The sequence below is a fragment of the Providencia sp. PROV223 genome (genome assembly GCF_028479245.1).
In the GTDB taxonomy this organism is placed as follows: domain Bacteria; phylum Pseudomonadota; class Gammaproteobacteria; order Enterobacterales; family Enterobacteriaceae; genus Providencia; species Providencia rettgeri.
The window spans coordinates 1-26,268 of sequence record NZ_JAMPNG010000017.1 but is presented as its reverse complement, the minus strand read 5'-3'; the positions used below and the strand labels follow the sequence as shown (position 1 = coordinate 26,268).

The following is a 26,268-nucleotide window of genomic DNA, read 5'->3' as shown; positions in this document are numbered from 1 at the left end:
ACGTGAATTCAGCACTTTACGAGCGTTACCAACAAGCAAAAACAGAGAACAAAGCCAAATACGCTCGCGATCTCGCCGCCTATTTAAATGTATCTGAATCTCAGCTCCTGCATAGTCGTGTTGGTCACGACAAAGCTGTTCGTTTAAACGTCGATGCCCCCACTTTGTTGACAGAATTAGCCACTGTTGGAAAAGTGAAAGCGATTACACGCAACGAATATGTGGTTCATGAGCAAGTTGGTCGCTATGACAATGCGACATTTAGCCCACATGGCGGCTTAATTTTAAACCCTCGAGCCCTTGATTTACGAATGTTTTTCAGCCATTGGGACGCTATCTTTGCTTTGACAGAAGATAGCAAACACGGTGAGCGCCATAGTATCCAATTCTTTGATAAACAAGGTGATGCGCTACATAAAGTTTACACCACCGATGAAACGGATATGGCGGCATGGCAAGCACTGATTGAAAAATATGCTACCCAAGATAACCCGGAACTCATCCATGAAGCAGCAGCGCCATTTACCAGCCAGCCCGTTAGTGAAGAGCTAAAACAACAACTAGAACAAGAATGGCGCAACATGACAGACGTTCACCAATTTTTTGTTCTCCTGAAGAAAAATAACCTCAGCCGCCAGCAAGTTTTCGCCGCAGTCAGTGATGATTTGGCTTGGAAAGTGCCTAATGATTCCTTCAATCAGCTGATTAACACTGCGTTCAAAGATCAAAACGAAATTATGATTTTTGTGGGCAACCGCGGATGTGTGCAAATTTTCACTGGTGAAATCAAAAAAATCATGCCATACCAAAGTGAAGGTTCAGACTTAAAGTGGCTAAATATTTTCAATCCTGATTTCACCTTGCACATGATTGAAAATGGTATCGCCGAATGCTGGGTTACACGTAAGCCAACGCAAGATGGCCATGTGACAAGCCTTGAAGTCTTCGATAACCAAGGAAATCAAATCGCACAAATGTATGGGCAGCGTACGGAAGGGACTCCAGAGCAAGAGCAATGGCGCCAACAAGTCACCGCATTACCCCGTATTTAAACCTAGGTAACTTATTATGAAACAATGGCTTCTAATCTTATCAACGCTGTTTATCTCTGTTAGTTCTTATGCAGCAGAACGTATCGTCACCTTAGGTGGTGATGTGACTGAAATTGTGTATGCACTCGGAGCACAAGAACAGCTCGTTGCCCGTGACAGCACCAGTCTTCATCCTGAGCAAGCGACCAAGCTCCCTGACGTGGGCTATATGCGTATGCTTAATGCGGAAGGCGTGTTGTCAATGCGTCCGACTTTAGTACTTGCGAGTGAGTTAGCTAAACCCTCAATGGCTCTCTCGCAAATCGAAAAAAGTGGCGTAAAAATTATTAAGGTGACAGGGAAACCCAGTTTAGAAGCCATTCCAGAAAAAATTACCACTATCGCTAATGTGGTTGGTAAAACAGAGCAAGGAAAACAATTGGTTAATCAATTTAACCAACAACTTAGCCAAATAAATACGGCACCTATCGATAAAAAAGTCCTGTTCATTATGAGCCATGGCGGCGTTCTACCATTAGCCGCAGGAAAGCACACTGCAGCAGATAGCGTGATTAACGCAGTCGGTGCAAAAAATGCCATGAGCAGCTTCGACAGTTACCGTCCTTTATCCCAAGAGGGTTTGCTATCAAGCCAGCCTGATTTAATCATTTTTACTCAGGAAGGGGTTAAATCATTAGGCGGAATAGAAAAAGTGTGGAACTTACAAGGAATGTCAATGACCCCCGCAGGAAAAAATAAAGCGCTTTTGGTTGTTGATGATGTCGGTATGCTCACCTTCAGTTTAGGTACGCCTAAAGTCATGCAACAACTACGTGAGGCATTAGAAAAATCCCAATGAGTCGCTTTAAAAACCCATTTTTGGTGATTATCGTTTTATTGTTAGCACTTGGTGGTTTAGTTCTCATCGCGTCGAATGCAGGCGCAATGAACTTTTCATTAAAAGCACTGTGGCAGGCTTCTGCCACAGACTCGGATTGGCAGATATGGCTGAATATTCGCCTTCCTCGAGTGTTAATTGCCATCTTAGTTGGCCTTGCCTTGGCAGTATCTGGTGCCATTATGCAAGGGTTATTTCGTAATCCACTTGCCGACCCTAGCTTACTCGGTATCAGTAGTGGTGCAGCTTTATCCGTTGCTGCATTTATCGTTTTCTCTGTTTCATTACCGACTGTGATGCAAGGTTATGGCCATGTTGCCGCTGCTTTTATTGGTAGCCTAACCGTTTCTTTTATTATTTTTAGCTTAAATCGTTCATCAAATGGCAACCTCGCAAAATTACTTCTCGCGGGCATCGCAATCAATGCACTGTGCATGTCATTCATCGGTGTTCTTAGTTATATCAGCAATGATCAACAGCTAAGAACATTTAGTTTATGGATGATGGGCACACTCGGTAATGTTGACTGGACGTCACTGGCCATTGCCGCTTCAGTTATTCTTCCTATTTGTGTTATCTGCCTAATGCAGGGAAATAAGCTCAATATTCTGCAATTAGGGGATGAAGATGCACATTACCTTGGGCTTAATGTTGAACGAACCAAATTTATTTTATTATTCCTCAGTGCCATGTTAGTCGGTTGTGCTGTTGCGATGAGCGGGGTTATTGGTTTTGTGGGTCTCGTCGTTCCGCACCTTATTCGTATGACACTCGGCCCAGATCATCGTTGGCTAATCCCTGGGTCCGCTATCGTAGGGGCGGGGTTATTACTGATTGCTGATACTGTAGCGAGAACTGCGGTTGCGCCTGCTGAAATTCCTGTTGGCTTGCTGACAGGCTTGATTGGTGGCCCTTACTTCTTATGGCTAATTTTACGGCAGCCTGCAGGGAGGATCTAAATATGCAAACCAAACCGTTCTTGTTAGAAGCACAAAATTTATCTTATAAAATCAGTGAAAAGACACTGATAGATAATGTGAGTTTATCCATTGATCAAGGGGAATTTGTCGCGATCATTGGGCCAAATGGCGCAGGGAAATCCAGCCTATTAAAATTACTAACTGGCTATAACACCCCAACTCATGGTACGTGCTTTATTGAAGGCCGAGCGATGAGTGACTGGGATCATAACGAATTAGCTCAAAAACGTGCCGTCATGAAGCAACATAGCCACTTACAATTTGCTTTTACTGTTGAAGATGTTGTTGCTATGGGGAGAACCCCCTACGGTTCTGAATATAAAAATACCGCCATTGATGAGGCGTTAACACAGACCAGTTGCCAATCACTACGGCAACGGGATTACCGCCAACTTTCAGGGGGGGAGCAACAACGCGTTCAATTAGCGCGAGTATTAGCACAATTATGGCAACCGACAGCTCAACCCGCTTGTTTGTTTCTTGATGAACCCACTTCAGCACTTGATTTATATCACCAACAGCATAGCTTGAGGTTACTTCATCAACTGACGCGTCAACGACCATTAGGTGTTTGCTGTGTATTGCATGACCTTAACTTAACCGCTCTGTATGCAGATAAAGTGTTATTAATTCATGATGGAAAGCTTGTTGCTCAAGGTTCCCCTATTGAAGTTTTAACAACTGAAAATTTAACTCAATGGTATCAAGCTGACCTAGGAGTTACTCAACACCCAGAAAATAACACACCTCACGTTTATTTACGCCACTAACTAAGATCTAAAAAGTACTTTATTCAACTCACTTTAAGGGTAAAGTACTTTAATATTCTTATCTTAATAAAGAATTATTAAATCATACCGATTTTAATATGTTATCAATAACTTTTAATAGTGTTAGTTTTTACATCAATAGTATTTACTCTCTTGATGCACTTCAGTTAATAAAATAGTTATTAGCCCAAAAAAGTGTAAAATCTATATAATCCGTTAATAAACCCGTAAATTTCAAAAATAAATCTCAAGTAATTTCACTTAGAATACCTAAGCATCGCGCAGGTATTTCAAAGGGTTTACATGGAAAACAATATTATTGAAACATTAATTGAGTTAACGCATCGTGGAAATGATGATGTTAAAATTGCAGCTATTTCTGCCTTAGGAGATTATAAAGTAACCGTTGAACAACAAAATGCAATCAACCGCTTACTTGAACTCTGTAAAGACCCAAATAAAGATGTCGCAGTGTCTGCAATAAAAGCGCTAAGTAAACTCTCCGACCATTTTTAATATACAAACAATATCTTTTTATCAATACGCTTCTTGAAATTAAAACTTATTAATTAAACTTATTTAACTTTCTCGATCTCTCTAGTCACTAAATATGAATAGGTAATAATATCTACTACCTATTCATACGCTAGCTCAGCCACACTACACTCAAATTAGTTGTGTTTTTTGATATCAATAAACACCTCCTTCTAGTAGCATTTTAAACATTGAAATTAACCTATTAATAAATAAATGAGTTTTAATTCATTTATTAATACCTATTAGCAGGATAATAAATGGATAACAAAGTCATAAATACATTACTTGATTTAACAAAAAGAAAAAATGATGATGTAAAAATAGCCGCTATATCCGCTTTAGGTGACTGTAAGATACGACTGAAACAACATATTACGATTAACCGCCTACTTGAATTATGTAATGACCCAAATAAAGATGTCGCAATCAGCGCGATTAAAGCAATCAGCAAGCTCTCCAATGAGGTGGTCGAATGGTGACTTGAGCATTATTACGATAAAATAATGGAAATAGTAAAGTGAAACCCATTAGCGGTCTCACTTTATTATGATATTTAATTATTATCGCTTAAATATCGTGCATGAAATGCAATATGTTCACCAATGAAACTACTAATAAAGTAGTAACTGTGATCATAGCCATCACGTAGATTCAAACAATATTCAAATTGTTTTTTATCACAAATATCCGCAAATAACTCCGGTTTCAGTTGCTCTTGGTAAAAAGGATCCGCAGTACCGACATCCACTAAAATAGGTGGAATAGCCTCAGCCTTTTCGAGCAATTCAACGGTGTCATATTGAGACCAACTAACCGTATCTTCCCCCAAATAAGCCATAAACGCTTTTTGCCCCCAAGGAACCTGAGTTGGAGCAACAATCGGAGAAAATGCAGATAAACTACAATATCGACCTGTATTACGTAGGCCAATCATTAAAGCCCCGTGCCCACCCATAGAATGGCCAAAAATAGCGCGTTTTTCAGATACAGGTAAATGTGTTTCAACTAAATCAGGTAGCTCAGACACAATATAATCATACATTTTGTAATGATTACGCCACGGAGCTTGCTGCGCATTCACATAAAAACCTGCACCTTGCCCTAAATCATAGGCCTCGTCATCAGCGACTTCAGTACCGCGAGGGCTGGTATCCGGTGCAATAAGAATTACGCCATATTTTGCCGCAAATTGTTGGGCTCCCGCCTTAGTGATAAAATTTTGCTCATTACAGGTTAACCCTGATAACCAATAAATCACTGGGCAGGCGACTGTTTTCGCTTGTGGCGGTAGATAGGCTGCGAACTTCATTTCACAGCCTAGCACAGTGGATTGATGTTGATAAACATCCTGCCAGCCCCCAAAACACGCATGGCGTTCAATTCTCTCCATCAAAGACTCCTTAATCATAGTGAATAACGGTGCGGATTGATTTACCTTCATGCATTAAATCAAATGCGTCATTAATACTGTCTAATGGCAATGTGTGCGTCACAAAGGGAGACAGTTCAATATCCCCCTTCATGGCATCTTCAACCATTTTTGGCAATTGGCTACGGCCTTTCACACCACCAAATGCCGTACCGCGCCATGAACGCCCTGTCACTAATTGGAATGGACGAGTTGAAATCTCTTGCCCTGCTCCTGCGACACCAATGATAATCGATTGGCCCCATCCGCGATGTGCACTTTCAAGTGCGGCACGCATGACATTCACATTACCAATACATTCAAAGGTATGGTCAACACCCCACTGGGTTTTCTCAATCAGAACCTGTTGAATCGGCTTGTCAAAATCATTAGGGTTCAAACACTCTGTCGCACCAAATTGACGTGCTAATTCAAACTTAGAGGGGTTAGTATCGATAGCAATAATGCGGCCAGCCTTTGCTTGCCTTGCCCCTTGAATAACTGCCAGACCAATACCACCGAGCCCAAAAACAGCAACTGAGTCACCTTCTTGCACTTTAGCTGTATTATGTACCGCGCCAATACCGGTTGTCACACCACAACCTAATAAACAAACTTCTTCATGGTTAGCTTGAGGGTTAATTTTTGCCAAAGAGACTTCGGCAACAACGGTATATTCACTGAATGTTGAACAGCCCATGTAATGATAAACTGGCTGGCCATTATAAGAAAAACGTGTTGTTCCATCTGGCATCACACCTTTACCTTGTGTTTCTCTGACAGAGACGCATAAGTTTGTTTTACCTGATTCGCAAAAAACACATTTCCCACATTCTGCCGTATAAAGTGGAATGACATGGTCACCCACACTAACACTGGTAACACCTTCACCGACTTCGACAACAACACCTGCGCCTTCATGCCCTAATACCACAGGAAACAAACCTTCTGGGTCATCTCCTGACAATGTAAAAGCATCAGTATGACAAACACCTGTATGGCTAATTTTAACTAATACTTCCCCAGCTTTTGGTGGCATGACATCAATTTCGACAATTTTTAATGGCTCACCTGGGCCAAATGCGACTGCTGCACGTGATTTCATCGTTATTCCTTCTTTATTTACCGCAAATAGGTACGAATTAATGAGATAGCATCGTCTACTGAGTCTTTTTGCAACTGTGTTGTCGCAGACTCTTGAAGCCCTTCTCGTAAATGACTTTCTAATACCCCTGCCATCAAACCATTAACTGCACCGCGAATAGCAGCAATTTGTTGTAAAATGGCAGCACATTCAACTTCATCCTCCAAGGCCGACTCCAAGGCAAACAATTGCCCTTTCAGCTTTCTAACCCGAGTAAGGACTGCTTTTTTTTCCTTTGGGGAATGTGGCATATTTAAGCCTCTTTAATATACATAGGGGGAGTATAGTATCTATAGGCTTATCTGTACAGAATTGCTTATTTTTATGGCCCAAAATACAAAATAATATTAGGTATAAAGGTTAAACAGTAAAACGTGAATATCACGTTCTACTGTCTTCAATAAGAAATAGATTAACGCTACAACAAGTTAAAGTATTTATCTGGCTGATACTGAGGGGGAAGTGGTTGAATATCTAACATATCCAATGCATTACGTTCAATACTATTACAAATAGCATTAAGCGGTAAATCATTTGCAGCAATCCCAAAAGGATCTTCGAGTTCTTCTGCTAATGCATCCCACGCTAGGAAGGTATAAGAAATAAAAACAGAAACAAATGGCGTCATAAAATGTAGGTCTACGACTAATGCAAAAGGAAGTAACGAACAAAATAGATAGACTGTTCGCTGTAAAATTAACGTATACGCAAACGGGATCGGCGTATTCGAAATACGTTCACAGCCGCCAAGTACGTCCGATAATGCATTAATATCTTTATTAATGGCTTGAAAGAGTACATCGCTGATGACTTTTTTATCACGTAATTCCCCCACCTTTAGGCCAATCTGCAACAATATTCGGCTAGTGGGAAACGGACTTCGGATAACCTCATCAAAAATATTTCGAGGTAATAACCGGTACAAGTCAATGATTGGACTGGTTTTTCTTAGTTCGTGTTTAAGGCTCCAACCAAAAGCAATCAACAGATTCGCAAACTCCTTTTGAGCTAATTGGTCATTAGGTAATAACCCTTTAATATTCCTTAAAATATTTCTTTGATTAATTAATAACGAAGCCCAAAGCGTTCGCGCCTCAATCAAACGGCTGTAACAGGCATTATTACGAAAACCGAGGAAGATTGCGATAGCAATCCCCAGTAAGCTAAAAGGGGCAATTGTTAAGTGTATACCTAATCGTTCGTACCATTGAAAACTGAGTACTGCTACGATAGATATCATTATATTTAGAGAAAGCCGAAATGTTATTTTTGACAGTACAGAACCATGCCAGTCGAATAACCGAAAAAACCAGTGCTGATGAGGACGAATAACCATAAGAAGACATATTGAATTAAGAAAACGACATTAACTTATTATTTCATTGATTAATTCAATGCGCTATAGCCAAACAACAATTAAAGTGAATATCACAATAATGATGACAAGTAGCAATAGCGCTAAATTCATCCAACACGGTTTTCGTTTATAAATAATATTTGATTTTAATATTAATTATTAAGCTAGTTTTTTGCGGCTTTTAAACGCTCAATTTCATCTTGTAACGCTTCTATCTGCTGCTCTAAATGATCCGTTTCAGTAAAACTATATCGATGATTTAATTTAGTTGGGCCTGTGGCTCCGGAATAATGGTCGTAGCAGTTATTTTGTACATTTGAAATAGCACGCTCTAACCCCATGACTCTATTTCGATTACCGTGCATTTTGGCATATTTTAGCTGTTTTTCTAATTGATAGATTTTTTTATCACAACCATAATATTTATAGCCTGCTTGAGCGGATACTGGAATAATCAGTGTTGATAAAATTATTAACAGTATTTTTTTCATGTCACATTCCTAATTCAAAAAATAATTTACCTGTGGCTATTTCATCATTTTGGCACATTATTAATATAGGTAAGCTCCTAATTTAGCTTAGGTTAAACAAATATAACGAGTAATTAAAATAAATCCACCTAAAATGATAACAATCATTTATTATTAATGATAAGTATTAAGTTAAAATGTTTTTTTTACATGATTTATTACAGACAGACACATTTTTCCCTGATACTTTAATATTAAAGGATTATTCTACAAGGATGTAGCTAGTTTCCGTACCTCAGTAGGTAAACAATACGTATTATTACTAAATGCTTCATAAAACAACATATCAATTTAATTAATCCATATCTCATATTTAATCGTTTATTCTCTGTTAATATTAATATTAGTTTCTATCTATTCTCCTCAAAAATGCTCACTTAAATTGTTGAAACTGATTATTCTCGATGATATCTGATTCAGAATAAACCGAAACTCCTACCACCTTTCATATTTGTTTACGACGGTTTACTGAGTAAAGATATACTCTTTGAATATAATAAAGATAACCTCAAATGAGAATCGCATGCATCACATCGAATTCGAACTCAAGTTCGCCAATGCTAACGAACAACAATTTCATACCGCATTAAAACAAGTAAGTCAGGAATATCTGCAAACTAAGCACGATCACGTGTATGCCAGCCTAGCTGACCTTGCTGCAATTGGCGTCTTGTTTATTGTTGCTATTCTGAGTTATCTTCCAATTCTCATTACAATATCTACCACAGTTTACATATTGTCCTATTTTGTATTTGTCTTACTCATCATGCTATTAAATGTGATTGGCCAACATGACGCCTGCCATAATACCTTATTTAAATCCGGCTGGAAAAATCGGTTATTTGGGCGTTTAGTTACATTACCCTTAGGATTAGAACCGGAATTTTGGCGCACACGCCACGTTCATTATCACCACCATTATGCCAATATCGAACATTATGATTTAGACACTGAAGAAAATGGCATATTCCGCCAAACACCCTTTCAGCGTTGGCGACCTTTTATGAAATATCAACATATTTATTGGCCTTTCGTCGCATCATTGTCACTCACATGGATAGCTCTGGTGTTTGATTGGTCTGATCGAACGGGGAAAACACGCTTAAAAACACAGAAAGTTTTAGAAGGTAAACTAGGTTGGGGGTTATTTTTAGGTAGCAAGATAGGACACTTAATATTGATGCTTGGTATCCCAGTAATAGTGGCTCACCATCATGGGACCAGCTTAACTGCAATATTTATCACATACTTGTTGAGCCAAATGGTTGCTTCCATTTTTGTAATTTATTTATTATTAGGAACACATTGGGCAGAGACACAGTTTTTTACTGCACCTGAAGATAAACAAATCACGCATGGCTGGTACCACCATAATTTTGTCACGGCTTGTGACTGGCTACCAACCCCCCATTTTTTATGGCGCTTAACTGGGGGATTAAATTACCACCTTACACATCATCTTTTCCCTCATTGGCACCATCGCCATTACCCTGCTCTAGCACTCATCTTAGCCAAATTGGCCCAACAGTACGATATGCCATACCGTTGTATTGATTACAAACAACTCGTTGCAGCTCAAATACGATTTTTAAAACAAATGGGACAACCGCCACTGCAATAACAATTTTAGTAATTTAAAAAATAACAACTTTCTAAAATGCCATCTCTAAATCCATTTGTTTAGAGGTCATTATCTAAATAAACCCTTAAGGTCTATCTTTCTTGCCTATGTTACACTTTAAATAGGCAATACCCTTATTATTAATGACGAATAATTAAAACGATTGATTTAATTATTGATATAAAAGCATACAGATACCCGGCTATTATTAACAAAATGACCTTTATTTATCTTTTGTTTACTATTTATTTATTAAGAAATTATTAAATTGACCGTTACATTTATTGATGTTTTATTTAAGTTATAAAAAATATAATCAAATAAAAATTAGATTTCATTTACACACTACAATTTTAGAATGGTTGGCGCTCGCATGAAAAAAGCAGAGTATTTTATAAAAAAATTACGTACACTCATTATGAGTGACAAAACATATCTCACTAATAAATTTACTAAAAAACTCAATTACCGCCCTGACTTTAAAGCCCCAAAAAGCTTTAATGAGAAAGTGAATTTTAGAATGTTGCAAGATAAAAACCCATTATATTCACAATTTGCAGATAAACTTACGGTAAGGGAATATATCTCACGTACAATAGGAAATGAATATTTAGTTCCTATCATTGATACTTATAAAAATGTCGATGGAATTGATATAAGCAAACTGCCAGAGCGTTTTGTTTTAAAATGTAATCACGACAGTGGCAGTAGTATTATTTGTCGAAACAAAGCACAATTTAATTGGCTAAAAGCTAAAAACAAATTGGATTTTCATTTAACTAAAAATCTTTACTATATTACTCGAGAGCGTCATTATAAAACTATTCCCGCACAAATTATGTGTGAAGAATATATTGATTTATTCGCTAATAAAAACCGGAAGTTAGTACCAGAAACATGCCGGGTTCATTGTTTTTCCGGTAAGCCTGTCTATGCAGAAATTGACTATACCGACGAATTTGGTAATGAATTTATTAATATTTATGATATCAACTGGCAGTTACAACCCGTGACTTTTGGTTATCCAAACATGCTAGAACCCGTATCTGAACCACCATTATTCAAAGAGATGTTACGGTTAGCAGAAATACTCGTCACTCCTTTTGATTATTGCCGAGCTGATTTTTTGATGTCTGATGAAAATACGTTGTATTTCAGCGAACTCACTTTCGCTCCAAATGCAGGTAGAACAGAAATATCACCGCTGTCATGGGATTTCAAATTAGGGGAGCTTTGGGAACAACGTATTGTACGTAACACTAGGCATTCCCCCATTGAAGCACAACTGGCACCTTCAACCGTGAATAAAAAGAAATAATTAGAATACAAAAAAGGCTCTGAGATAATTTACAGAGCCTTTTATTTATTGGTTTTATTTATTGATAAAATTAATTTGCTAACACACTGGCTTTGCGACGTAAGCTGGCAATTAACATATAAATTGCAGTTACTAACAGCACAATAAAGAAAAAATTCACTAAACCATTATGTTGGCCTAAAAATGTCCCAGCGGCGATAGGCCCCATCGCTGAACCGATACTGTAACTAAATAGCATCACCTGAGTTGCTGCCACAATGTAGGAGGAATCTAGGCTATCACACGCCAATGTTATCGCTACCGGGTATAAGGCAAAAGTTGACATACCAAGTAACGCTAAAGCAACGATCATCACCAAATAATCACTCGAAATATAAATAACACCCATCGCAAAAACACCTAATAATGAAACCATTGCAAGCAACAAGGTTTTACTCATTAAGATAGATAATTTACTAACAACTGGCTGTATTAACATCCCACCAAGAATAATTGAAGCCATCAACACACCGACTTGGTCAGTGGTGAATTGGTCTTTTTTCAATGATAACGGCATTAGCCCATAAATAGTTCCCATAGTAATACCAGAAACCATACAGCCAATAATTGCAGGTTTACTTAAACGAGCAATTTTTTTCAATGAGAGTTTCTGATGAGAACCACTTTCTGGCTGACCTTGGCGCACTAATAACGGTGGCATTACCGCTAATAATAATAACCCTAATACCACCATAAATGGATAAGCACCATGGGTTCCAATAACACCAATAGCAAGCTGGCCAAGTGTTGTTCCGCCATACAATGACGTCATATAAAAACTTAAACGTTTAGCACGCTCTTTCGGATTATCGCCAATCAATAACCAAGACTCGACAACCACAAAAATACCCGCCACCGCAACCCCTGCAATTAAGCGGTTCGGCAACCAAGCTTCAATGGTTGGCGTCCATGGCAGTACGATAACTGTCGCGGCAAGCATCAATAAAAAACCAATAAACGCAAGACGATGGCCTATTTTGGCAATAATAGGTTCAATTAACATTGAGCCAATTAATAAACCAATATAATACGCGCTCGCTAACCAGCCGGCATATTGCGTATCAATACCAAAGCTTCCCATCGATAATGGGATTAAGCTCATTAAATAACCCGATGCAATAGCAAAAATCGTTAACCCTGCAACAGGAACGAATGCATTGTCGCGTTTGCGCATGATAGTAGTGGACTGATTCACGCCCCACTCTCCAACTAACAAAATAAATAATATGCGCTGCAACTACATCGTAGAATACGACAACATTGTGTTCCCAAAAAAGAACACATTTCGGCGATTAGTGCAGTAGTAAAAAAACAAAGATAAGACTAATTTGAGCGCAATATAGAACGTTCAATCACGAAGTTAAAATGAGAAAATCTAATGGTGACTAACAAAATAATTTATGTGAGAAAAATCACGTTTTTTTTGTAGGTAAACCCTGTTCAAAAACGGCAAGAAAAAGAAACCAATTACTTAAATAACAGTTAGTTATAAAAACAACATGCAAAACCACCTCTGTTACTTTTAGATACAACTTAAACTAAATATAAGGAGCCTAAAAAGTGCTTAATCACAAAAAAAATTATTTATTGTTTTCTCCTGCTGCATAAGCTGATTGATAAAGCAAATTTGCCTTGCTCAATTTACTAAAACAATTTATTTCACTTTTTTGTTTGTTATTCCCTTATTTTTTCTTTTTATTTAAAAATTAATAGAGATTCATTAAAATTTAGTGAAAACACTATAAATCGAATTAGAGGAATGCATAAAAATACTAATTCTTACTCTTCCTTAGTGCAATACGAGAATTCGGTCTGGAGGAATGGGAGGAAAGTCGGCGCCATAACGTAGTCCTACTAATTCCTAAATACGCGCCCACCGCTTTACGATCCCCATTAAATCTTGCCATTACGTCTTCTAATGGTTCATGTGATTTATCTTTTATTACGACGTCCTTGTGTTCGCTACCCTGCCTTTCTGGAGATAAACTTATTAACATTTGTGTTGTGATCGCTTTTTCTGGGTAAGCACTGCAATACAGCGCGACTCGCTCCATTAAGTTTCTGAGTTCTCGAACATTGCCGGGCCATGAATACTCAAGAAAAAATTCTTTACATACAATTAGTTGCTGTACACGAAAGGAAGGTAAAGGCAATCTTAATCCTGCAAAGGCTAATTTAAGCAGCCGCTCCGCTAATACAAAAATATCATCGCCACGTTCATTGAGCGCTGGTACTCGCATTCTTAGTACCCCGAGCCGATAAAATAGATCAGCTCGAAAGCGCCCTTCTTTTACCCAACCGTCTAAATCACAGTGGGTTGCACAAATGACCCGAACATTGACTTGTAACGGTTTATACCCACCAACTCGCACTACCGAACGCTCTTCGAGCACTCGTAATAACTTTGTTTGTAATGCAATAGGCATTTCACCAATTTCATCTAAAAACAGTGTTCCCCCATTCGCCAGTTCAAATAAGCCTGCTCGGCCACCGCGGCGAGACCCCGTAAAGGCGCCTTCTTCATAGCCAAATAATTCGGCTTCTAATAATGTTTCAGGTATTGCTCCGCAGTTTACGGCCACAAAAGGCATTTGTTGTTTACTTCGCTTATGTTGATTAAATAAGGTATATTCGTGATGAATGGCTTGTGCCACCATCTCTTTCCCTGTTCCACTCGCACCTTGAACCAATACCGTTGCATCAGAGCGTGCATATAACATAATGGTTTGCCTAACACGCTCCATCTGTAATGACGAACCAATCAGATCATTAATGGTATAACGAACTTTTGCAGGATTAGGGGGGAGATATTTGTCTTGCGAATGGTTTTCACGCCTCGACATCAGGCTTAATTCGATAGCATCTGAAAATGCTTGCCGTATGGTTTGTGTGGAATAAACAAAAACCCCTGTCATCCCCATTTCATCTGCTAAGTCCATGATTAACCCAGCGCCCACCACAACGGAGATCCCCAAAGCTTTCAGTGCTTTAAGCTGAGCTCTCGCATCCTCTGCGGTAACATAGCTACGCTGTTCAATTTGCAAACCAAAACGCTGCTGAAATTCATCTAATGACGAAAGCGGTTTTTTATAATTAATAATCCCAATTTTATCGCTAATCTCCCGGGCTTTGGTTAATGCCTGCATAACATCGAACCCACTGATTTTTACGTTAATAATGGGAACTGAAACATGACTTTTTAAATAAGCACCATTTGAACCCGCACTAATAATGGCGTCACAATGCCCTTCCTGTAATCGTTGACGAACGGCCTCTACCGCCTGTTCAAAACCAAGATTAAGTGGTGTGATTTCCGCTTGTTCACTAAATTCTGGGCTGATATCTCGAAACAGTGTAAATAACCGGGACACTGAAACCGTCCAAATAATCGGTTTATCCATCATCGCCATACCTTCTCATCGTGTTTCATTTCCGTTTCACTTAACAATATATTGTTTCATTGAAACATTCCAACTGATTATTTTAACTTTGTTTTTTCTATCACAAACCAGAAAAATCAATATCCAATTGATTTTTAATACATTTATATTCCCACACCTCTTAATTCAAGGTTGGCACGCCAATTGCTATATGACTATTGTTACCCTAATCTCATTACAACTGATTAACATTTTATGAGGCCGCTATGTCATCATTTAGTGCAGGACACAAATTTCGCGAGGCTATCAAGCAAGAGTCGCCATTGCAGCTTGTTGGAACGATCAATGCCAACCACGCACTCCTTGCAAAACAAGCTGGCTATAAAGCTATTTATTTATCTGGGGGTGGCGTAGCCGCAGGATCATTAGGTATGCCTGACTTAGGTATTTCAACGTTAGATGATGTTTTAATTGATATTCGACGCATTACCGACGTCTGTGACTTACCACTAATGGTTGACGCCGATATTGGCTTTGGCCCTTCCGCTTTTAACGTTGCCCGTACCGTGAAATCCTTTTGTAAAGCAGGTGCAGCAGGGTTACATATTGAAGACCAAGTGGGTGCCAAACGTTGTGGCCACCGCCCTAATAAAGAAATTGTTTCGACACAAGAAATGGTCGACCGCATCAAAGCAGCTGTTGATGCACGAACCGATGACAGTTTTGTGATTATGGCTCGAACTGATGCATTAGCGGTAGAAGGCATTGATGCCGCACTGGAACGTGCACAAGCTTACTTAGACGCAGGCGCGGACATGCTTTTCCCAGAAGCTATTACAGAACTCTCTATGTATCAAAAATTTACAAATAACACCTCTGCTCCCGTACTGGCCAATTTAACTGAATTTGGCCAAACCCCACTGTTTACTCTTGATGAATTACGCAGTGTTGGCATTGCCATCGCACTATATCCACTTTCTGCATTTCGCGCCATGAACAAAGCGGCTGAACAGGTTTATACAACATTACGTAAAGAAGGCACGCAAAAAAGTGTCATTCCGCTAATGCAAACTCGAGAAGAGCTGTATCAGAGTATTCATTATTACGATTATGAGCAAAAACTGGATGCATTATTTTCACAGAAAAAATATTAATTTTTAATTACTTATTATTACCGAAAGTTGCATTACCTCAGTCCCCTACAAGGAATAAATGATGAATGAACAACTTAACCACACTGAAACTCCTCAATTTAAACCTAAAAAATCAGTTGCACTTTCTGGTGTAGCAGCCGGAAACACGGCCCTTTGTACCGTTGGGCGTAATGGTAATGACCTGCATTATCGCGGGTTTGATATTCACGACTTGGCAACACAATGTGAATTTGAAGAAATCGCACATTTGCTCATCCATGAAAGGCTCCCTACGGCAACTGAACTCGTTGCATACAAAGAAAAACTGCAATCCCTTCGAGGGTTACCGGCAAGCGTTAAACAGACGTTAGAATCAATACCCGCTAACGCACACCCGATGGATGTCATGCGCACAGGCGTATCAATGATGGGCTGTGTTTTACCAGAAAAAGAATCGCACCCTTTTTCTGGTGCTAGAGATATCGCTGATCGCTTATTAGCGTCATTAGGGTCGATATTGTTGTACTGGTACCACTTTAGCCACCATGGACGGCGTATTGAAACCCAAACAGATGATGATTCGATTGGTGCGCATTTCTTACACCTATTACACGGTAAAAAACCTCCTGCTCAATGGGAAAAATTCATGCATATTACGGCAATTTTATATGCGGAACATGAATTTAACGCATCCACATTTGCAGCAAGGGTTATTGCTGGGACAGGTACGGATTTTTACTCAGCGATGACAGGGGCAATTGCCGCGCTGCGTGGACCAAAACATGGCGGTGCAAATGAAGTTTCTTTAGAAATTCAGCAACGTTATGCCTCGATGGACGAAGCGGAACACGATATTACCGCACGCATTAAAAATAGTGAGGTTATCATTGGTTTTGGCCATCCAGTTTATACCCTCGCAGACCCTCGCCATCCCATTATCAAATCTGTTGCTTTACAGTTATCAGAGCAAAGTTTAAACCGGCATCTTTATACCGTTGCGGATCGCATTGAGTCCGTGATGAAACGTGAGAAAAACATGTTTCCCAACCTAGATTGGTTTTCGGCTGTGGCTTATCACCTGATGGGCATCCCCACCGCTATGTTTACCCCGTTATTTGTTATGGCGCGTACCGCTGGCTGGTCAGCCCATATTATTGAACAACGACAAGATAATAAAATTATTCGTCCTTCAGCCAACTACATTGGGCCTGAAAATCAATTATTTACTCCTATAGAACAGCGTTAAAAGGTAACCTAATGACAACACAAACCGTGCGTTCGCAACAAATTGAATTTGATAAAGTGATCAGCGATATTGTTGATTATGTAATGGATTACCCGATTATTTCTGACCTCGCCTATGATACAGCTTATCATTGCCTGCTCGACACGCTGGGTTGCGGTATGGAATCCCTTGAATACCCCGCATGTAAAAAATTATTAGGACCTATTGTGCCAGGAACAATTGTACCAAATGGAGCAAAAATCCCAGGCACACAATTTCAATTAGATCCTGTGCAAGGCGCTTTTAATCTTGGTACCATGTGCCGCTGGCTCGATTTTAATGACACTTGGCTTGCTGCCGAATGGGGCCATCCATCAGATAACCTTGGCGGTATTTTGGCGACGGCTGACTGGCTTTCACGTGAAAACATTGCTAAAGGCAAAGCGCCACTAGTCATTAGAGATGTTTTGACTGCATTAATTAAAGCGCATGAAATTCAAGGTTGTATTGCGTTAGAAAACGCCTTTAACCAAGTTGGCCTTGATCATGTCATTTTAGTTAAAGTAGCCTCAACTGCGGTTGTTGCACATTTATTAGGGCTGGAAAGAGATCAAATTCTCAATGCCGTTTCCCAAGCATGGATTGATGGGCACAGCTTACGTACCTACCGCCATAGCCCCAATACAGGGTCCCGTAAATCATGGGCAGCCGGTGATGCCACATCCCGTGCAGTTCGGTTGGCTTTAATGGCTCAAAAAGGAGAAATGGGCTACCCAACGGCGCTAACCGCGAAAACATGGGGCTTCAACGATGTTTTATTTAATGGACTACCACTGCGTTTTCAACGCCCTTATGGCTCATATGTCATGGAAAATGTGTTGTTTAAGATTTCTTTCCCTGCTGAGTTTCATTCCCAAACAGCGGTAGAAGCAGCTTTACAACTCTATCAAACCCTTGAGAAATTAGGGAAATCGGCACAAGATATTGAGTCTATTGCCATTCGTACCCATGAGGCTTGTATTCGTATTATTGATAAAAAAGGCCCATTAAATAACCCGGCAGATAGAGATCATTGCATCCAATATATGGTTGCTATCCCATTAATTTTTGGTCGTTTAACCGCAGCTGATTATGAAGACAATATTGCCAAAGATGCGCGTATTGATGCATTACGTGCAAAAATGTATTGCACCGAAGATGCACAGTTTACTCGAGATTATCATGATCCTGAAAAACGTTCGATTAGCAACGGGTTAACCATCACATTGAAAGATGGGCAAGTGCTTGATGAAGTTGTTATCGAATACCCAGTTGGTCACAAACGCCGCCGCAAAGAGGGTATGCCATTGTTATTGAATAAATTTAGAATTAATTTAGCAAGGCAATTCCCAGAAGCCCAACAAATTCGAATTCTAAAAGCCTCTCTCGATAAACCCATGCTAGAAAAAATGCCCGTCAATGAATATCTGGATTTGTTTGTTATTTAAGTCTAAATAATTATTAACCAGTAATTCAATTCAGCGCCTTAATATAGAGGCGCTGAATATTCACCAGCTAGATTAGAAAATAAATTGGTAACGAGTTTGGCTTCGATACACTTGTTGAGAAAGAGCAATCGAGCTGTATCGCGTGCCCCACTCCGAATGATTAATGGCGTCTGTTGGAAACTGAGTAGCCATCACTACCCCTGAATAAGGGACATACGTTCGGGTTTTCCCTGACGTTGCAAACAGATTATTTCCACTGTACACATGTAATGCAGGCTGTGTAGTGGCGATATTGAGGCACACATCACCACTTGGTGCGCTGAGGATTGCGACTGTCTGCTCACCATCAGTTAATGCGTTGTTTAATATAAACGTATGGTCATAGCCCCCAACACGACGCTGCACATCATCTTGTAAAAAATCCCGGCCAATTCGCTTACTTTGGCGAAAATCAAAATTTGTTTCTGCAACATTATGCCATTCCCCCGTTGGAATACCGTCCATATCTGTTGGCAAATATTGGTCTGCATCAATATATAAATCATGCTCTAAAGCCGTTCTAACCGAATCCTCTCCTGCTAAGTTAAAATAGATGTGATTCGCAAGGTTAACAGGGCAAGCCTCGGTAGCTTGGTAGTTATGATGGATAACCACTTGATTATCTTCTGTAAGTTCATAACTCACTTCAACGTCTAACTGGCTCGGAAAACCTTGTTCGCCAGCAGGAGACGCCAAAGAAAAAATAGCTTTCTGTGGAGTTGGTTGAAAAATACCCCATATACGGTGACTAAAATTATGTTTTCCACCATGAAGGCAATGTACTCCTTGGTTACCCGTTACCTGATAATGTTGCTTATTTAGCGTAAATTGAGAGTTATTTATACGGTTAGCTACTCGCCCTACTATCGAACCAAGATATACCCCTTGCTCCATCTGTTTCGCCATATTGGGTGAACCCAAAACAACATCTCGCTTTCCTGTTGTTAACGGAAGTATACAGCTAAGCCAACTAGCTCCTAAGCTACTGAGAATAACCTTCATACCATTTTGATTCGTAAGGGCAATTACTTTTGGAGCGCGAAATGTCTGACATTGTTCTTGAGTTAACCGCATTTTTTCCTCAATCATTCAATAATCACTATAGAGTACAAATTTGTAGAGTTTGCTACATGTTCCCTATACTTTGAACAAATACTATATTGTGCCATTATGAAACAACGTATTAATTTTCGCCTTGTTATCAACTGGGTGCAATAATTAATAAGTCATTTTTATATAATAGCTTGCAATAAAAAACCGAGCCACTTTAAAGCTCGGTTCTTATCGAAAAATAAAATAAACGTATGATTAATGCTTAACATCTTTATCATAAGGGTCAAGGTGAGTCATAACATCTAAAATTAATGGGTTTTCCATCAACTTGTTACGTACATTTACCGCAATCTCATGGCCAACAGTAATACTCATATTTCCATCAAGTTCTAGATGCACATCTACTAATAAAAAATCACCCGACTTACGTGTTTTTAAATCATGATATCCCGATAACTCACTTATATTATCTAAAACAGAACGAATTTCCTGCAAAGTTTCCTCATTCGCGCCTTTATCCATTAAGTCTTGCATCGATTGATTCGTAAATTTGAACCCCATGCGAAAAACAAAAGTCCCGACAATGAGGGCAGCAATCGGGTCAAAAATACGTAAACCGCATAAACTCCCAATAATACCGATGGCAACAACTAATGAAGAAGCGGCATCAGAGCGTGCATGCCAAGCATTTGCAACTAACATACTCGAATTCACTTTGTTAGCAACATGCAGCATATATCTAAATAAACCTTCTTTTGCCACTAAAGCGATCAGTGCAGCGACCAAAGCTATGGTATGTACTTCAGGAATTAAATCTGGGTTGAGTAACTTTTCAATAGCAGACCAAACCATCCCCACACCAACAATTAATAAAATTATTCCTAATATTAATGAGGCACCATTTTCATAACGAAAATGGCCATAGGGGTGATCTTCATCAGGTTTTTTATGGCTTTTTTTATTCGCGATTAATACGACAAAATCAGCAATTAAATCAGACAAGGTATGGATACCATCAGCAACTAGCCCTGAAGAATGTGAAATAACACCAATAATTATCTGCCAAATGGATAAGAGTGTATTAACAACGACACTGATGAGTGTACTTTTCTTCGCTGCATTAAATTTTATTTGCTGTAGCTCGAGCTCACTTTTTTTCTTGGGCGAGGCATTATTCATATTCATATGATGTATTCTTTAATGAAAAACAAAATAATTATCATTCAAATAAACCTTTTAAATCAATTGGTTAATGATATTTAAAATCAATAATCGCATAGTTCCTGTTAAAAGTCTCACTAATAATTGTAAACAAAGGGTGACTCAACAATAATTATCCTTTATTTTCAAATAATTAATTATATTTACCTTAACTCTAAGCGATAAATGCGCACGTTATAGCATTTATTACTTTCCATTTAACTTATGATATATTGAAGATAAGCCTTTGTAATTAATTTCAAATAACACGAAAATGAGGTCGCTATGTATAAAAAAATCCTAGTTCCTATTGATTTGTTAGAAGATGAGTTGAACCAAGAGATCATCAAACACGTTGAGGCACTAGCGCAACTAAGCTCAGCCGAAATTCATTTTCTATCCGTTATTCCAAGTCTTGAATTATTTTTTGGTATTGAAATTGCCGCCTTACCAGAAAGCAATAAAGATTCTGCAGAACGCTCAGTTCTCGCAATGCGTGCATTAGAAGAGGTCATTAAAGATATCAAAGTTGCTGATGAACGTATTAACTGCAAAGTTGGTATTGGTTCCGCCAAAGACGAAATTTTGGATTATGCGCAAGAAATTGGTGCCGACCTAATAGTTGTTGGCTCTCATCACCCAAGCACTTCAACCTACCTATTAGGCTCCACAGCATCCGCTATTGTGCGCCATGCGAAATCATCTGTATTTGTTATTCGCTAAATTAATTGCTATAAAAAATGCCGCTAAATGCGGCATTTTCTTGAATATTTATTTATTAACTGAATCAATTAATTTATCGTCTGTAGACCAGATGCGATATTTCACTTGCATATCTTTTGGAGCGTAAACCACAATTGGTAGCTTGCTGTTATAACGCACAAATGCATCATCACCTAACTGAGTTGTCACAAAACGGTCTTTTGCCGGCTCAGAACATCCCATCATGGTAGACGCAGGGCCTTTTACTTCGTCGAGTTTATAATAATCATAACCCCAACCTTCTAATGTCTTTTTGTCTAGGTCACCCATAAACCATTGGCGGTTACAATCTGCTTTGATCGTTTTTCCAATAACTAACTCAACCATAAAGTCATTTTCATTTTGTTGCTTGGTTAATTCAATTACATGACGAGTCATACCCGATTCAGCTTTTGGATATGGCGCGATCTTTTCCAAATCTTCCGTTGCTACTGCACAAGATGAAATTAGTGCCGCTGCCATTACAGATAAAATCGCTTTTTTCATTATTTATTCCTATTTAAGAACATAAAACTAATTTTTAAAACCAGACTTTTATACATATTAAGTCATTTACGTCGTAATTATCACTATAGATGATTCTTAATTACAAAAATAGAGATAACTCAGGTAAAGCAATGTAATACGACTTAATTCTAGTAGAAAGATCATAAAACTAATAAAAATTATGTAAATTACAAGCTATTTGGATGTACAAAATGTACGCAATGTTTATACTGAATCTGAGGCTTAATACATTCTGAGGAGGTAGTATGTTATCAGCAGATCAAGATTTAGTTTCAAAATTAATCTCTACACATCCCCGTTTTCAGACTCTTTATGAAAAACACCATCAACTCGACAAAGAAATCAGTAAATTAGAAGGTCCTTCTGGAGCTGGTTACAATGAGCATGTCGCTAAGCTAAAAAAAGAAAAATTACATCTTAAAGATGAAATGCAAAAGATAATGCTCTCGAGTCAATAGCTTATCACGATAATAATATCTGGTATTTATCTCACATAACGAAAATCACAAACTTAGCTAACATTCTAAAAATGACGATATTATATTGATTCATTTAGTCTTAGCTAAGTGGTTTTTCACACTAATATAAGAGGGTAATTTTTTACCCTCTTTTTATTGCGTCGAAAATTCACCATTTAATTGAGCTCTATCAATAAAAACACGAATAAATCATCATTAGCTAACCATTCGCCTCTTAAAATTGTATATTAAATATATGTTTTAATTCTCTAAGGACTTTCTATGGTTGGCAAACGCATTCATCGTGAAATTAAAACGATTGAAAAAATGATAAAAATCTATGAAAAAGCCTACCCTGCGCCACTAGAATCTCCTGATTTTTATCAAAAATTATTTTCCTATGCCGTTAATAGGCTAGAAAAATGCCGGTATGGGGAAGAAAAACCAGCATGTAAACAATGTCCAATCCATTGTTACCAACCCAAAATGCGGGAACAAATGAAGCTAGTTATGCGCTGGGCTGGCCCTAAAATGTTAATCCATCACCCAATACTCGCTATACGCCATTTAATTGATGATCGTAAACCTGTTCCTGATTTACCTACCAAAGTAAATAAACGCACAGCTCGGAAGCAAGAACCTCGATAAGCGTAACCATAACTCAAACTAACCCTCTACTTAAGCAAAATACAGTATAAGGAGAAGTAATAAAATACGGGTATATTAAACAATAATAAGCGAGAAAAGTAATAACAAGAAAAAACTATTTATCAAAACATATATTTAAAATACCTATCAGAGCCATCATTCAAACCTATCTACTAAAAAATGAGACTCAAGTCACATCTTAACAGCAATTACCCTCATGTTAATAAATAATATCAATCGATACGATTATAAAAAAAAATAAATTAAGTTAGCAATCAATTATTACATTAATGAAATTAATCAATAATAGTTTTAACGAATTCTAATATCACCATTAGCATAGCTAAAATTCATATTACTATACTAAAAATGATAAGTGAGCAGAAAGTAGAAAAAAAACACATTTTATGTGTAATAAACAATAATATATTAACAACCGACTAATTTTATTAATTTAGAATTTTAATCTAAACTAATTAAAATTATGGGAATAAACAGAAAAAATACCATTTTAAAACCAATAAATACCGAGCTATTTGCAGAAAAAGATCGAAAAATATATATTTGGAAACATTTATTTATATTTGGAATTACAATGTGACACAAAATTAATCGATTTATATAATTTCAAACATACTAATAACATCCATGCTTTATATCACCAGGTGGAAATTGTTGAACATTTAATTTTGAAGTTATATTTAAATACAATTAATGAAGGTATCGTCATGCAAGTAGTAAATTCACCAAATCAATACGTAATTAAACAAATAAAAGTTAATAGTAACGCAGCTCATCACATTATCGATTTAGAAACCAAAGGGCTTTTAATCGTAGAGCAAGGCTCAGTATTACTAGAAACCCCATCTAACTCTCAACGTTTAAATGAAGGTGATATCTTATATCACAAACAAGGCGCTTACTCATTGCAGCTCGCTGAAACAACAAATTGTGATTTACTTTGGATTTCTTTAGATGATAAATTTTTACGTAACTTCATCTCCAATCATGGTGCTGAGTTAAGTGGAATAGACCGCGGTGAAGGCTTACCATGTGATGTAATTAAATTTAATTCTTCTCCTCTCATTAACGAAATTAAAGCAAGCTTAAATGCATTTATCAATAATGAATACCCTGATGTTATCTTCTCACTCAGAGTAAGCGAGTTATTATTATTACTGAGCTACAGTGAACAAGGTGCTTTATTGTTATCTAATTTTAGACAGCTGAGTAGTCGCCAAGTAGAGCGTTTGCAATTATTTATGGAAAATAATTATCTTAAGGAGTGGAGATTAAGTGAGTTTGCACGTACTTTTGGCATGGGGTTAACAACCTTTAAAGAGCTGTTCAATACCGTTTATGCTACATCACCACGTTCTTGGATTAGTGAAAAACGTATTATGTATGCACACCAGTTATTAATTAACACAACAATGAGTATTGTTGAAGTTTCAATGGAAGCTGGTTTTTCAAGTCAATCTTACTTCACTCAAACTTATCGAAAAAGATTTGGATACACTCCGAGTCGGTCAAGAATAGCAGCTTAACCGCTCAGTAATATTCAAACTCATGCCCTGTCAGTTATAGAAATATAATCTGGCAGAACGGCAAGCAGCTCTCCCCCTTTTAAGTATTCACCTAAACTTCTTATACTTCTTATACTCCCTTTTAAATTAATACATCACAAAAAAGGTAATTTGCCTTTTCAGTGACAAATTACCTTTAAGATAAACTTAGACAAAAATTATATTATTTTGCTTTAATTATTTTCAAATCAATAATTGACATGGAGTTTGGTGGTACTTCACCAGGTATACCTTCAACACCATACCCTCCTTCAGGCTTAATATATACCTTAACCATGCCCCCTTCCCCTGCTCGTTCTACAAAGGAATTTAATGGAGCTGGTAACTGGCTATAAGGCAATGTGACAGGGTTTTGATCGGTGTACAATACTGTAACCTTACCATCCGTCAATTGTTCCCTCATAATAAAAGTTACATCTTTATTTTTGACGTCTTTTATCGGTGAGCCTGCTTGCATGATCTTATAGTAAGTGTTGTTATCGAGCTTACTGTATTTTTGAGCAGTAATTTGTTCAATAATCTTTTGGTTTTTCTTCGCATTTTCTGCAGCGATCGCTTTTAAATCTTTACTAGGCGGAACTCGTCCAGCCAAACCTGTATTCGTTTTTGATCCACTTCTCGCTTTTAATGCATCATTTTCATCTTGTAGTTGAGTTATCAATCGGTTCAAGTCCACAATTTGTAATTTTAAAGTTTCATCACTCGAAATGGATTTACGCGAATCTAACTCTGTTTGTAATTTTTTCAATTTCTCTTGTGCTAATGCTAATTCTTTCTGAGAAGTCGTTTTTAAATCACCAAAAAGCTTATTTGTGTCTGCCAGTTTTTGCTCAACCTCAGACTGTTTCTTTGTTTTAGCCGCTATATCACTTTCAAGTTTGTTAATTTTGTCTTCTTGAGACTTAGTCTGCTTAACAAATTGCTGATTTTGCTGCTCAAGTTTTCTCTTCTCATTTTCTTGGGCAGTAAGAGCATCATTAATTGATTTTTTCTCAGATTCTAACTTAGCTAAAGCTGATTCTTTCTGTTTCAATAGGGCAATCTGTTTATTTAAGTTTATTGTTAGCTCTTTAACTTGCTTGTCACTTGCTTGCCCTATTAGCGCTGTTTGTTTTTCAACATCTTTTTGTAACTTCAACAGGTCTGCGTTGGCTTGT

26 protein-coding genes are annotated in these 26,268 nt (G+C 38.0%); 15 read left to right on the top strand and 11 right to left on the bottom strand.

What is annotated here, in order from left to right; translation table 11 throughout:
* The first annotated feature begins 2 nt into the window (after positions 1-2).
* The 6 genes from PR767_RS16770 to PR767_RS16745 all read left to right on the top strand — a co-directional run bounded on the left by PR767_RS16770 (position 3) and on the right by PR767_RS16745 (position 4,695).
* Positions 3-1,052, top strand: coding sequence for a hemin-degrading factor (locus PR767_RS16770; protein WP_272520643.1), 1,050 nt, complete (start codon positions 3-5; stop codon positions 1,050-1,052).
* A gap of 16 nt (positions 1,053-1,068) precedes the next feature.
* Positions 1,069-1,890, top strand: coding sequence for a heme/hemin ABC transporter substrate-binding protein (locus tag PR767_RS16765; protein ID WP_272520642.1), 822 nt, complete (start codon positions 1,069-1,071; stop codon positions 1,888-1,890).
* Positions 1,887-2,888 carry a FecCD family ABC transporter permease gene (locus PR767_RS16760; RefSeq protein WP_272520641.1) on the top strand — a complete coding sequence of 334 codons (1,002 nt, stop codon included), beginning with the start codon at positions 1,887-1,889 and terminating at the stop codon, positions 2,886-2,888. The genes PR767_RS16765 and PR767_RS16760 overlap by 4 nt, the downstream gene beginning before the upstream one ends.
* A 2-nt stretch (positions 2,889-2,890) precedes the next feature.
* Positions 2,891-3,679, top strand: a complete 789-nt coding sequence (locus PR767_RS16755; RefSeq protein WP_115166902.1) for a heme ABC transporter ATP-binding protein — start codon at positions 2,891-2,893, stop codon at positions 3,677-3,679.
* Between the two features lie 303 nt (positions 3,680-3,982).
* A complete protein-coding gene (locus tag PR767_RS16750; protein ID WP_004912957.1) occupies positions 3,983-4,195 on the top strand; it encodes a HEAT repeat domain-containing protein in 213 nt (70 codons plus the stop codon).
* 278 nt (positions 4,196-4,473) lie between these two features.
* Entirely contained in the window at positions 4,474-4,695 is a 222-nt protein-coding gene (locus PR767_RS16745) for a HEAT repeat domain-containing protein (protein ID WP_110732091.1), read from the top strand.
* Between the two features lie 74 nt (positions 4,696-4,769).
* Here PR767_RS16745 and fghA read toward each other — a convergent pair whose 3' ends face one another.
* The 5 genes from fghA to PR767_RS16720 form a co-directional block, all read right to left on the bottom strand.
* A complete protein-coding gene (gene fghA / locus PR767_RS16740) occupies positions 4,770-5,606 on the bottom strand; it encodes an S-formylglutathione hydrolase (RefSeq protein WP_109913134.1) in 837 nt (278 codons plus the stop codon).
* Positions 5,607-5,616: 10 nt separating this feature from the next.
* Positions 5,617-6,729, bottom strand: coding sequence for an S-(hydroxymethyl)glutathione dehydrogenase/class III alcohol dehydrogenase (locus PR767_RS16735; RefSeq protein WP_004912967.1), 1,113 nt, complete (start codon positions 6,727-6,729; stop codon positions 5,617-5,619).
* A 17-nt stretch (positions 6,730-6,746) separates the two neighbouring features.
* Positions 6,747-7,019 carry a formaldehyde-responsive transcriptional repressor FrmR gene (frmR, locus tag PR767_RS16730; RefSeq protein ID WP_109913133.1) on the bottom strand — a complete coding sequence of 91 codons (273 nt, stop codon included), beginning with the start codon at positions 7,017-7,019 and terminating at the stop codon, positions 6,747-6,749.
* 167 nt (positions 7,020-7,186) lie between these two features.
* Complete coding sequence (locus PR767_RS16725) at positions 7,187-8,104, bottom strand: bestrophin family protein (RefSeq protein ID WP_004912973.1); 918 nt, start codon at positions 8,102-8,104, stop codon at positions 7,187-7,189.
* Between the two features lie 185 nt (positions 8,105-8,289).
* Complete coding sequence (locus PR767_RS16720) at positions 8,290-8,616, bottom strand: DUF1090 family protein (RefSeq protein ID WP_109913132.1); 327 nt, start codon at positions 8,614-8,616, stop codon at positions 8,290-8,292.
* A 562-nt stretch (positions 8,617-9,178) separates the two neighbouring features.
* Here PR767_RS16720 and PR767_RS16715 point away from each other — a divergent pair.
* Together PR767_RS16715 and PR767_RS16710 are read left to right on the top strand one after the other, a co-directional pair.
* Positions 9,179-10,276 carry a fatty acid desaturase family protein gene (locus PR767_RS16715; RefSeq protein WP_272520640.1) on the top strand — a complete coding sequence of 366 codons (1,098 nt, stop codon included), beginning with the start codon at positions 9,179-9,181 and terminating at the stop codon, positions 10,274-10,276.
* 373 nt (positions 10,277-10,649) lie between these two features.
* Complete coding sequence (locus PR767_RS16710) at positions 10,650-11,594, top strand: ATP-grasp fold amidoligase family protein (protein WP_272520639.1); 945 nt, start codon at positions 10,650-10,652, stop codon at positions 11,592-11,594.
* A gap of 70 nt (positions 11,595-11,664) precedes the next feature.
* Here the strand turns inward: PR767_RS16710 and PR767_RS16705 are convergent, their stop codons facing one another.
* Both PR767_RS16705 and prpR read right to left on the bottom strand, forming a co-directional pair.
* Entirely contained in the window at positions 11,665-12,807 is a 1,143-nt protein-coding gene (locus PR767_RS16705; protein WP_004912983.1) for an MFS transporter, read from the bottom strand.
* A gap of 598 nt (positions 12,808-13,405) precedes the next feature.
* On the bottom strand, positions 13,406-15,034 hold the full coding sequence (gene prpR / locus PR767_RS16700) for a propionate catabolism operon regulatory protein PrpR (protein WP_272520660.1): 1,629 nt from the start codon (positions 15,032-15,034) through the stop codon (positions 13,406-13,408).
* Between the two features lie 245 nt (positions 15,035-15,279).
* Between prpR and prpB the strand changes: the two genes are divergently transcribed.
* The 3 genes from prpB to PR767_RS16685 all read left to right on the top strand — a co-directional run bounded on the left by prpB (position 15,280) and on the right by PR767_RS16685 (position 18,858).
* The gene (prpB, locus tag PR767_RS16695) at positions 15,280-16,167 is read left to right on the top strand and encodes a methylisocitrate lyase (protein ID WP_109913305.1); all 888 of its coding nucleotides are present in this window, start codon (positions 15,280-15,282) and stop codon (positions 16,165-16,167) included.
* Positions 16,168-16,228: 61 nt separating this feature from the next.
* Complete coding sequence (gene prpC, locus PR767_RS16690; protein ID WP_004912990.1) at positions 16,229-17,392, top strand: bifunctional 2-methylcitrate synthase/citrate synthase; 1,164 nt, start codon at positions 16,229-16,231, stop codon at positions 17,390-17,392.
* 11 nt (positions 17,393-17,403) lie between these two features.
* The gene (locus tag PR767_RS16685) at positions 17,404-18,858 is read left to right on the top strand and encodes a bifunctional 2-methylcitrate dehydratase/aconitate hydratase (protein ID WP_272520638.1); all 1,455 of its coding nucleotides are present in this window, start codon (positions 17,404-17,406) and stop codon (positions 18,856-18,858) included.
* 72 nt (positions 18,859-18,930) lie between these two features.
* Here the strand turns inward: PR767_RS16685 and PR767_RS16680 are convergent, their stop codons facing one another.
* Together PR767_RS16680 and PR767_RS16675 are read right to left on the bottom strand one after the other, a co-directional pair.
* Positions 18,931-19,971: a galactose-1-epimerase gene (locus PR767_RS16680; protein ID WP_117162501.1), complete on the bottom strand. Its 1,041-nt coding sequence runs from the start codon at positions 19,969-19,971 to the stop codon at positions 18,931-18,933.
* Between the two features lie 234 nt (positions 19,972-20,205).
* Positions 20,206-21,135, bottom strand: coding sequence for a cation diffusion facilitator family transporter (locus PR767_RS16675; RefSeq protein WP_004912996.1), 930 nt, complete (start codon positions 21,133-21,135; stop codon positions 20,206-20,208).
* Between the two features lie 300 nt (positions 21,136-21,435).
* On the opposite strand from PR767_RS16675, the gene PR767_RS16670 reads away from it, so the two are divergent.
* A complete protein-coding gene (locus PR767_RS16670; RefSeq protein ID WP_272520637.1) occupies positions 21,436-21,873 on the top strand; it encodes a universal stress protein in 438 nt (145 codons plus the stop codon).
* A 48-nt stretch (positions 21,874-21,921) separates the two neighbouring features.
* Here the strand turns inward: PR767_RS16670 and eco are convergent, their stop codons facing one another.
* Complete coding sequence (eco, locus tag PR767_RS16665) at positions 21,922-22,398, bottom strand: serine protease inhibitor ecotin (RefSeq protein ID WP_004913002.1); 477 nt, start codon at positions 22,396-22,398, stop codon at positions 21,922-21,924.
* A 266-nt stretch (positions 22,399-22,664) separates the two neighbouring features.
* On the opposite strand from eco, the gene PR767_RS16660 reads away from it, so the two are divergent.
* The 3 genes from PR767_RS16660 to PR767_RS16650 all read left to right on the top strand — a co-directional run bounded on the left by PR767_RS16660 (position 22,665) and on the right by PR767_RS16650 (position 25,072).
* The gene (locus PR767_RS16660) at positions 22,665-22,877 is read left to right on the top strand and encodes a DUF465 domain-containing protein (protein WP_004261774.1); all 213 of its coding nucleotides are present in this window, start codon (positions 22,665-22,667) and stop codon (positions 22,875-22,877) included.
* 282 nt (positions 22,878-23,159) lie between these two features.
* On the top strand, positions 23,160-23,525 hold the full coding sequence (locus PR767_RS16655; RefSeq protein WP_004913005.1) for a nitrous oxide-stimulated promoter family protein: 366 nt from the start codon (positions 23,160-23,162) through the stop codon (positions 23,523-23,525).
* Positions 23,526-24,253: 728 nt separating this feature from the next.
* Positions 24,254-25,072 carry a helix-turn-helix transcriptional regulator gene (locus tag PR767_RS16650; protein ID WP_115168261.1) on the top strand — a complete coding sequence of 273 codons (819 nt, stop codon included), beginning with the start codon at positions 24,254-24,256 and terminating at the stop codon, positions 25,070-25,072.
* Positions 25,073-25,274: 202 nt separating this feature from the next.
* Here PR767_RS16650 and PR767_RS16645 read toward each other — a convergent pair.
* A partial coding sequence (locus tag PR767_RS16645; protein ID WP_272520636.1) for an FKBP-type peptidyl-prolyl cis-trans isomerase occupies positions 25,275-26,268 on the bottom strand: 994 nt, incomplete at its 5' end.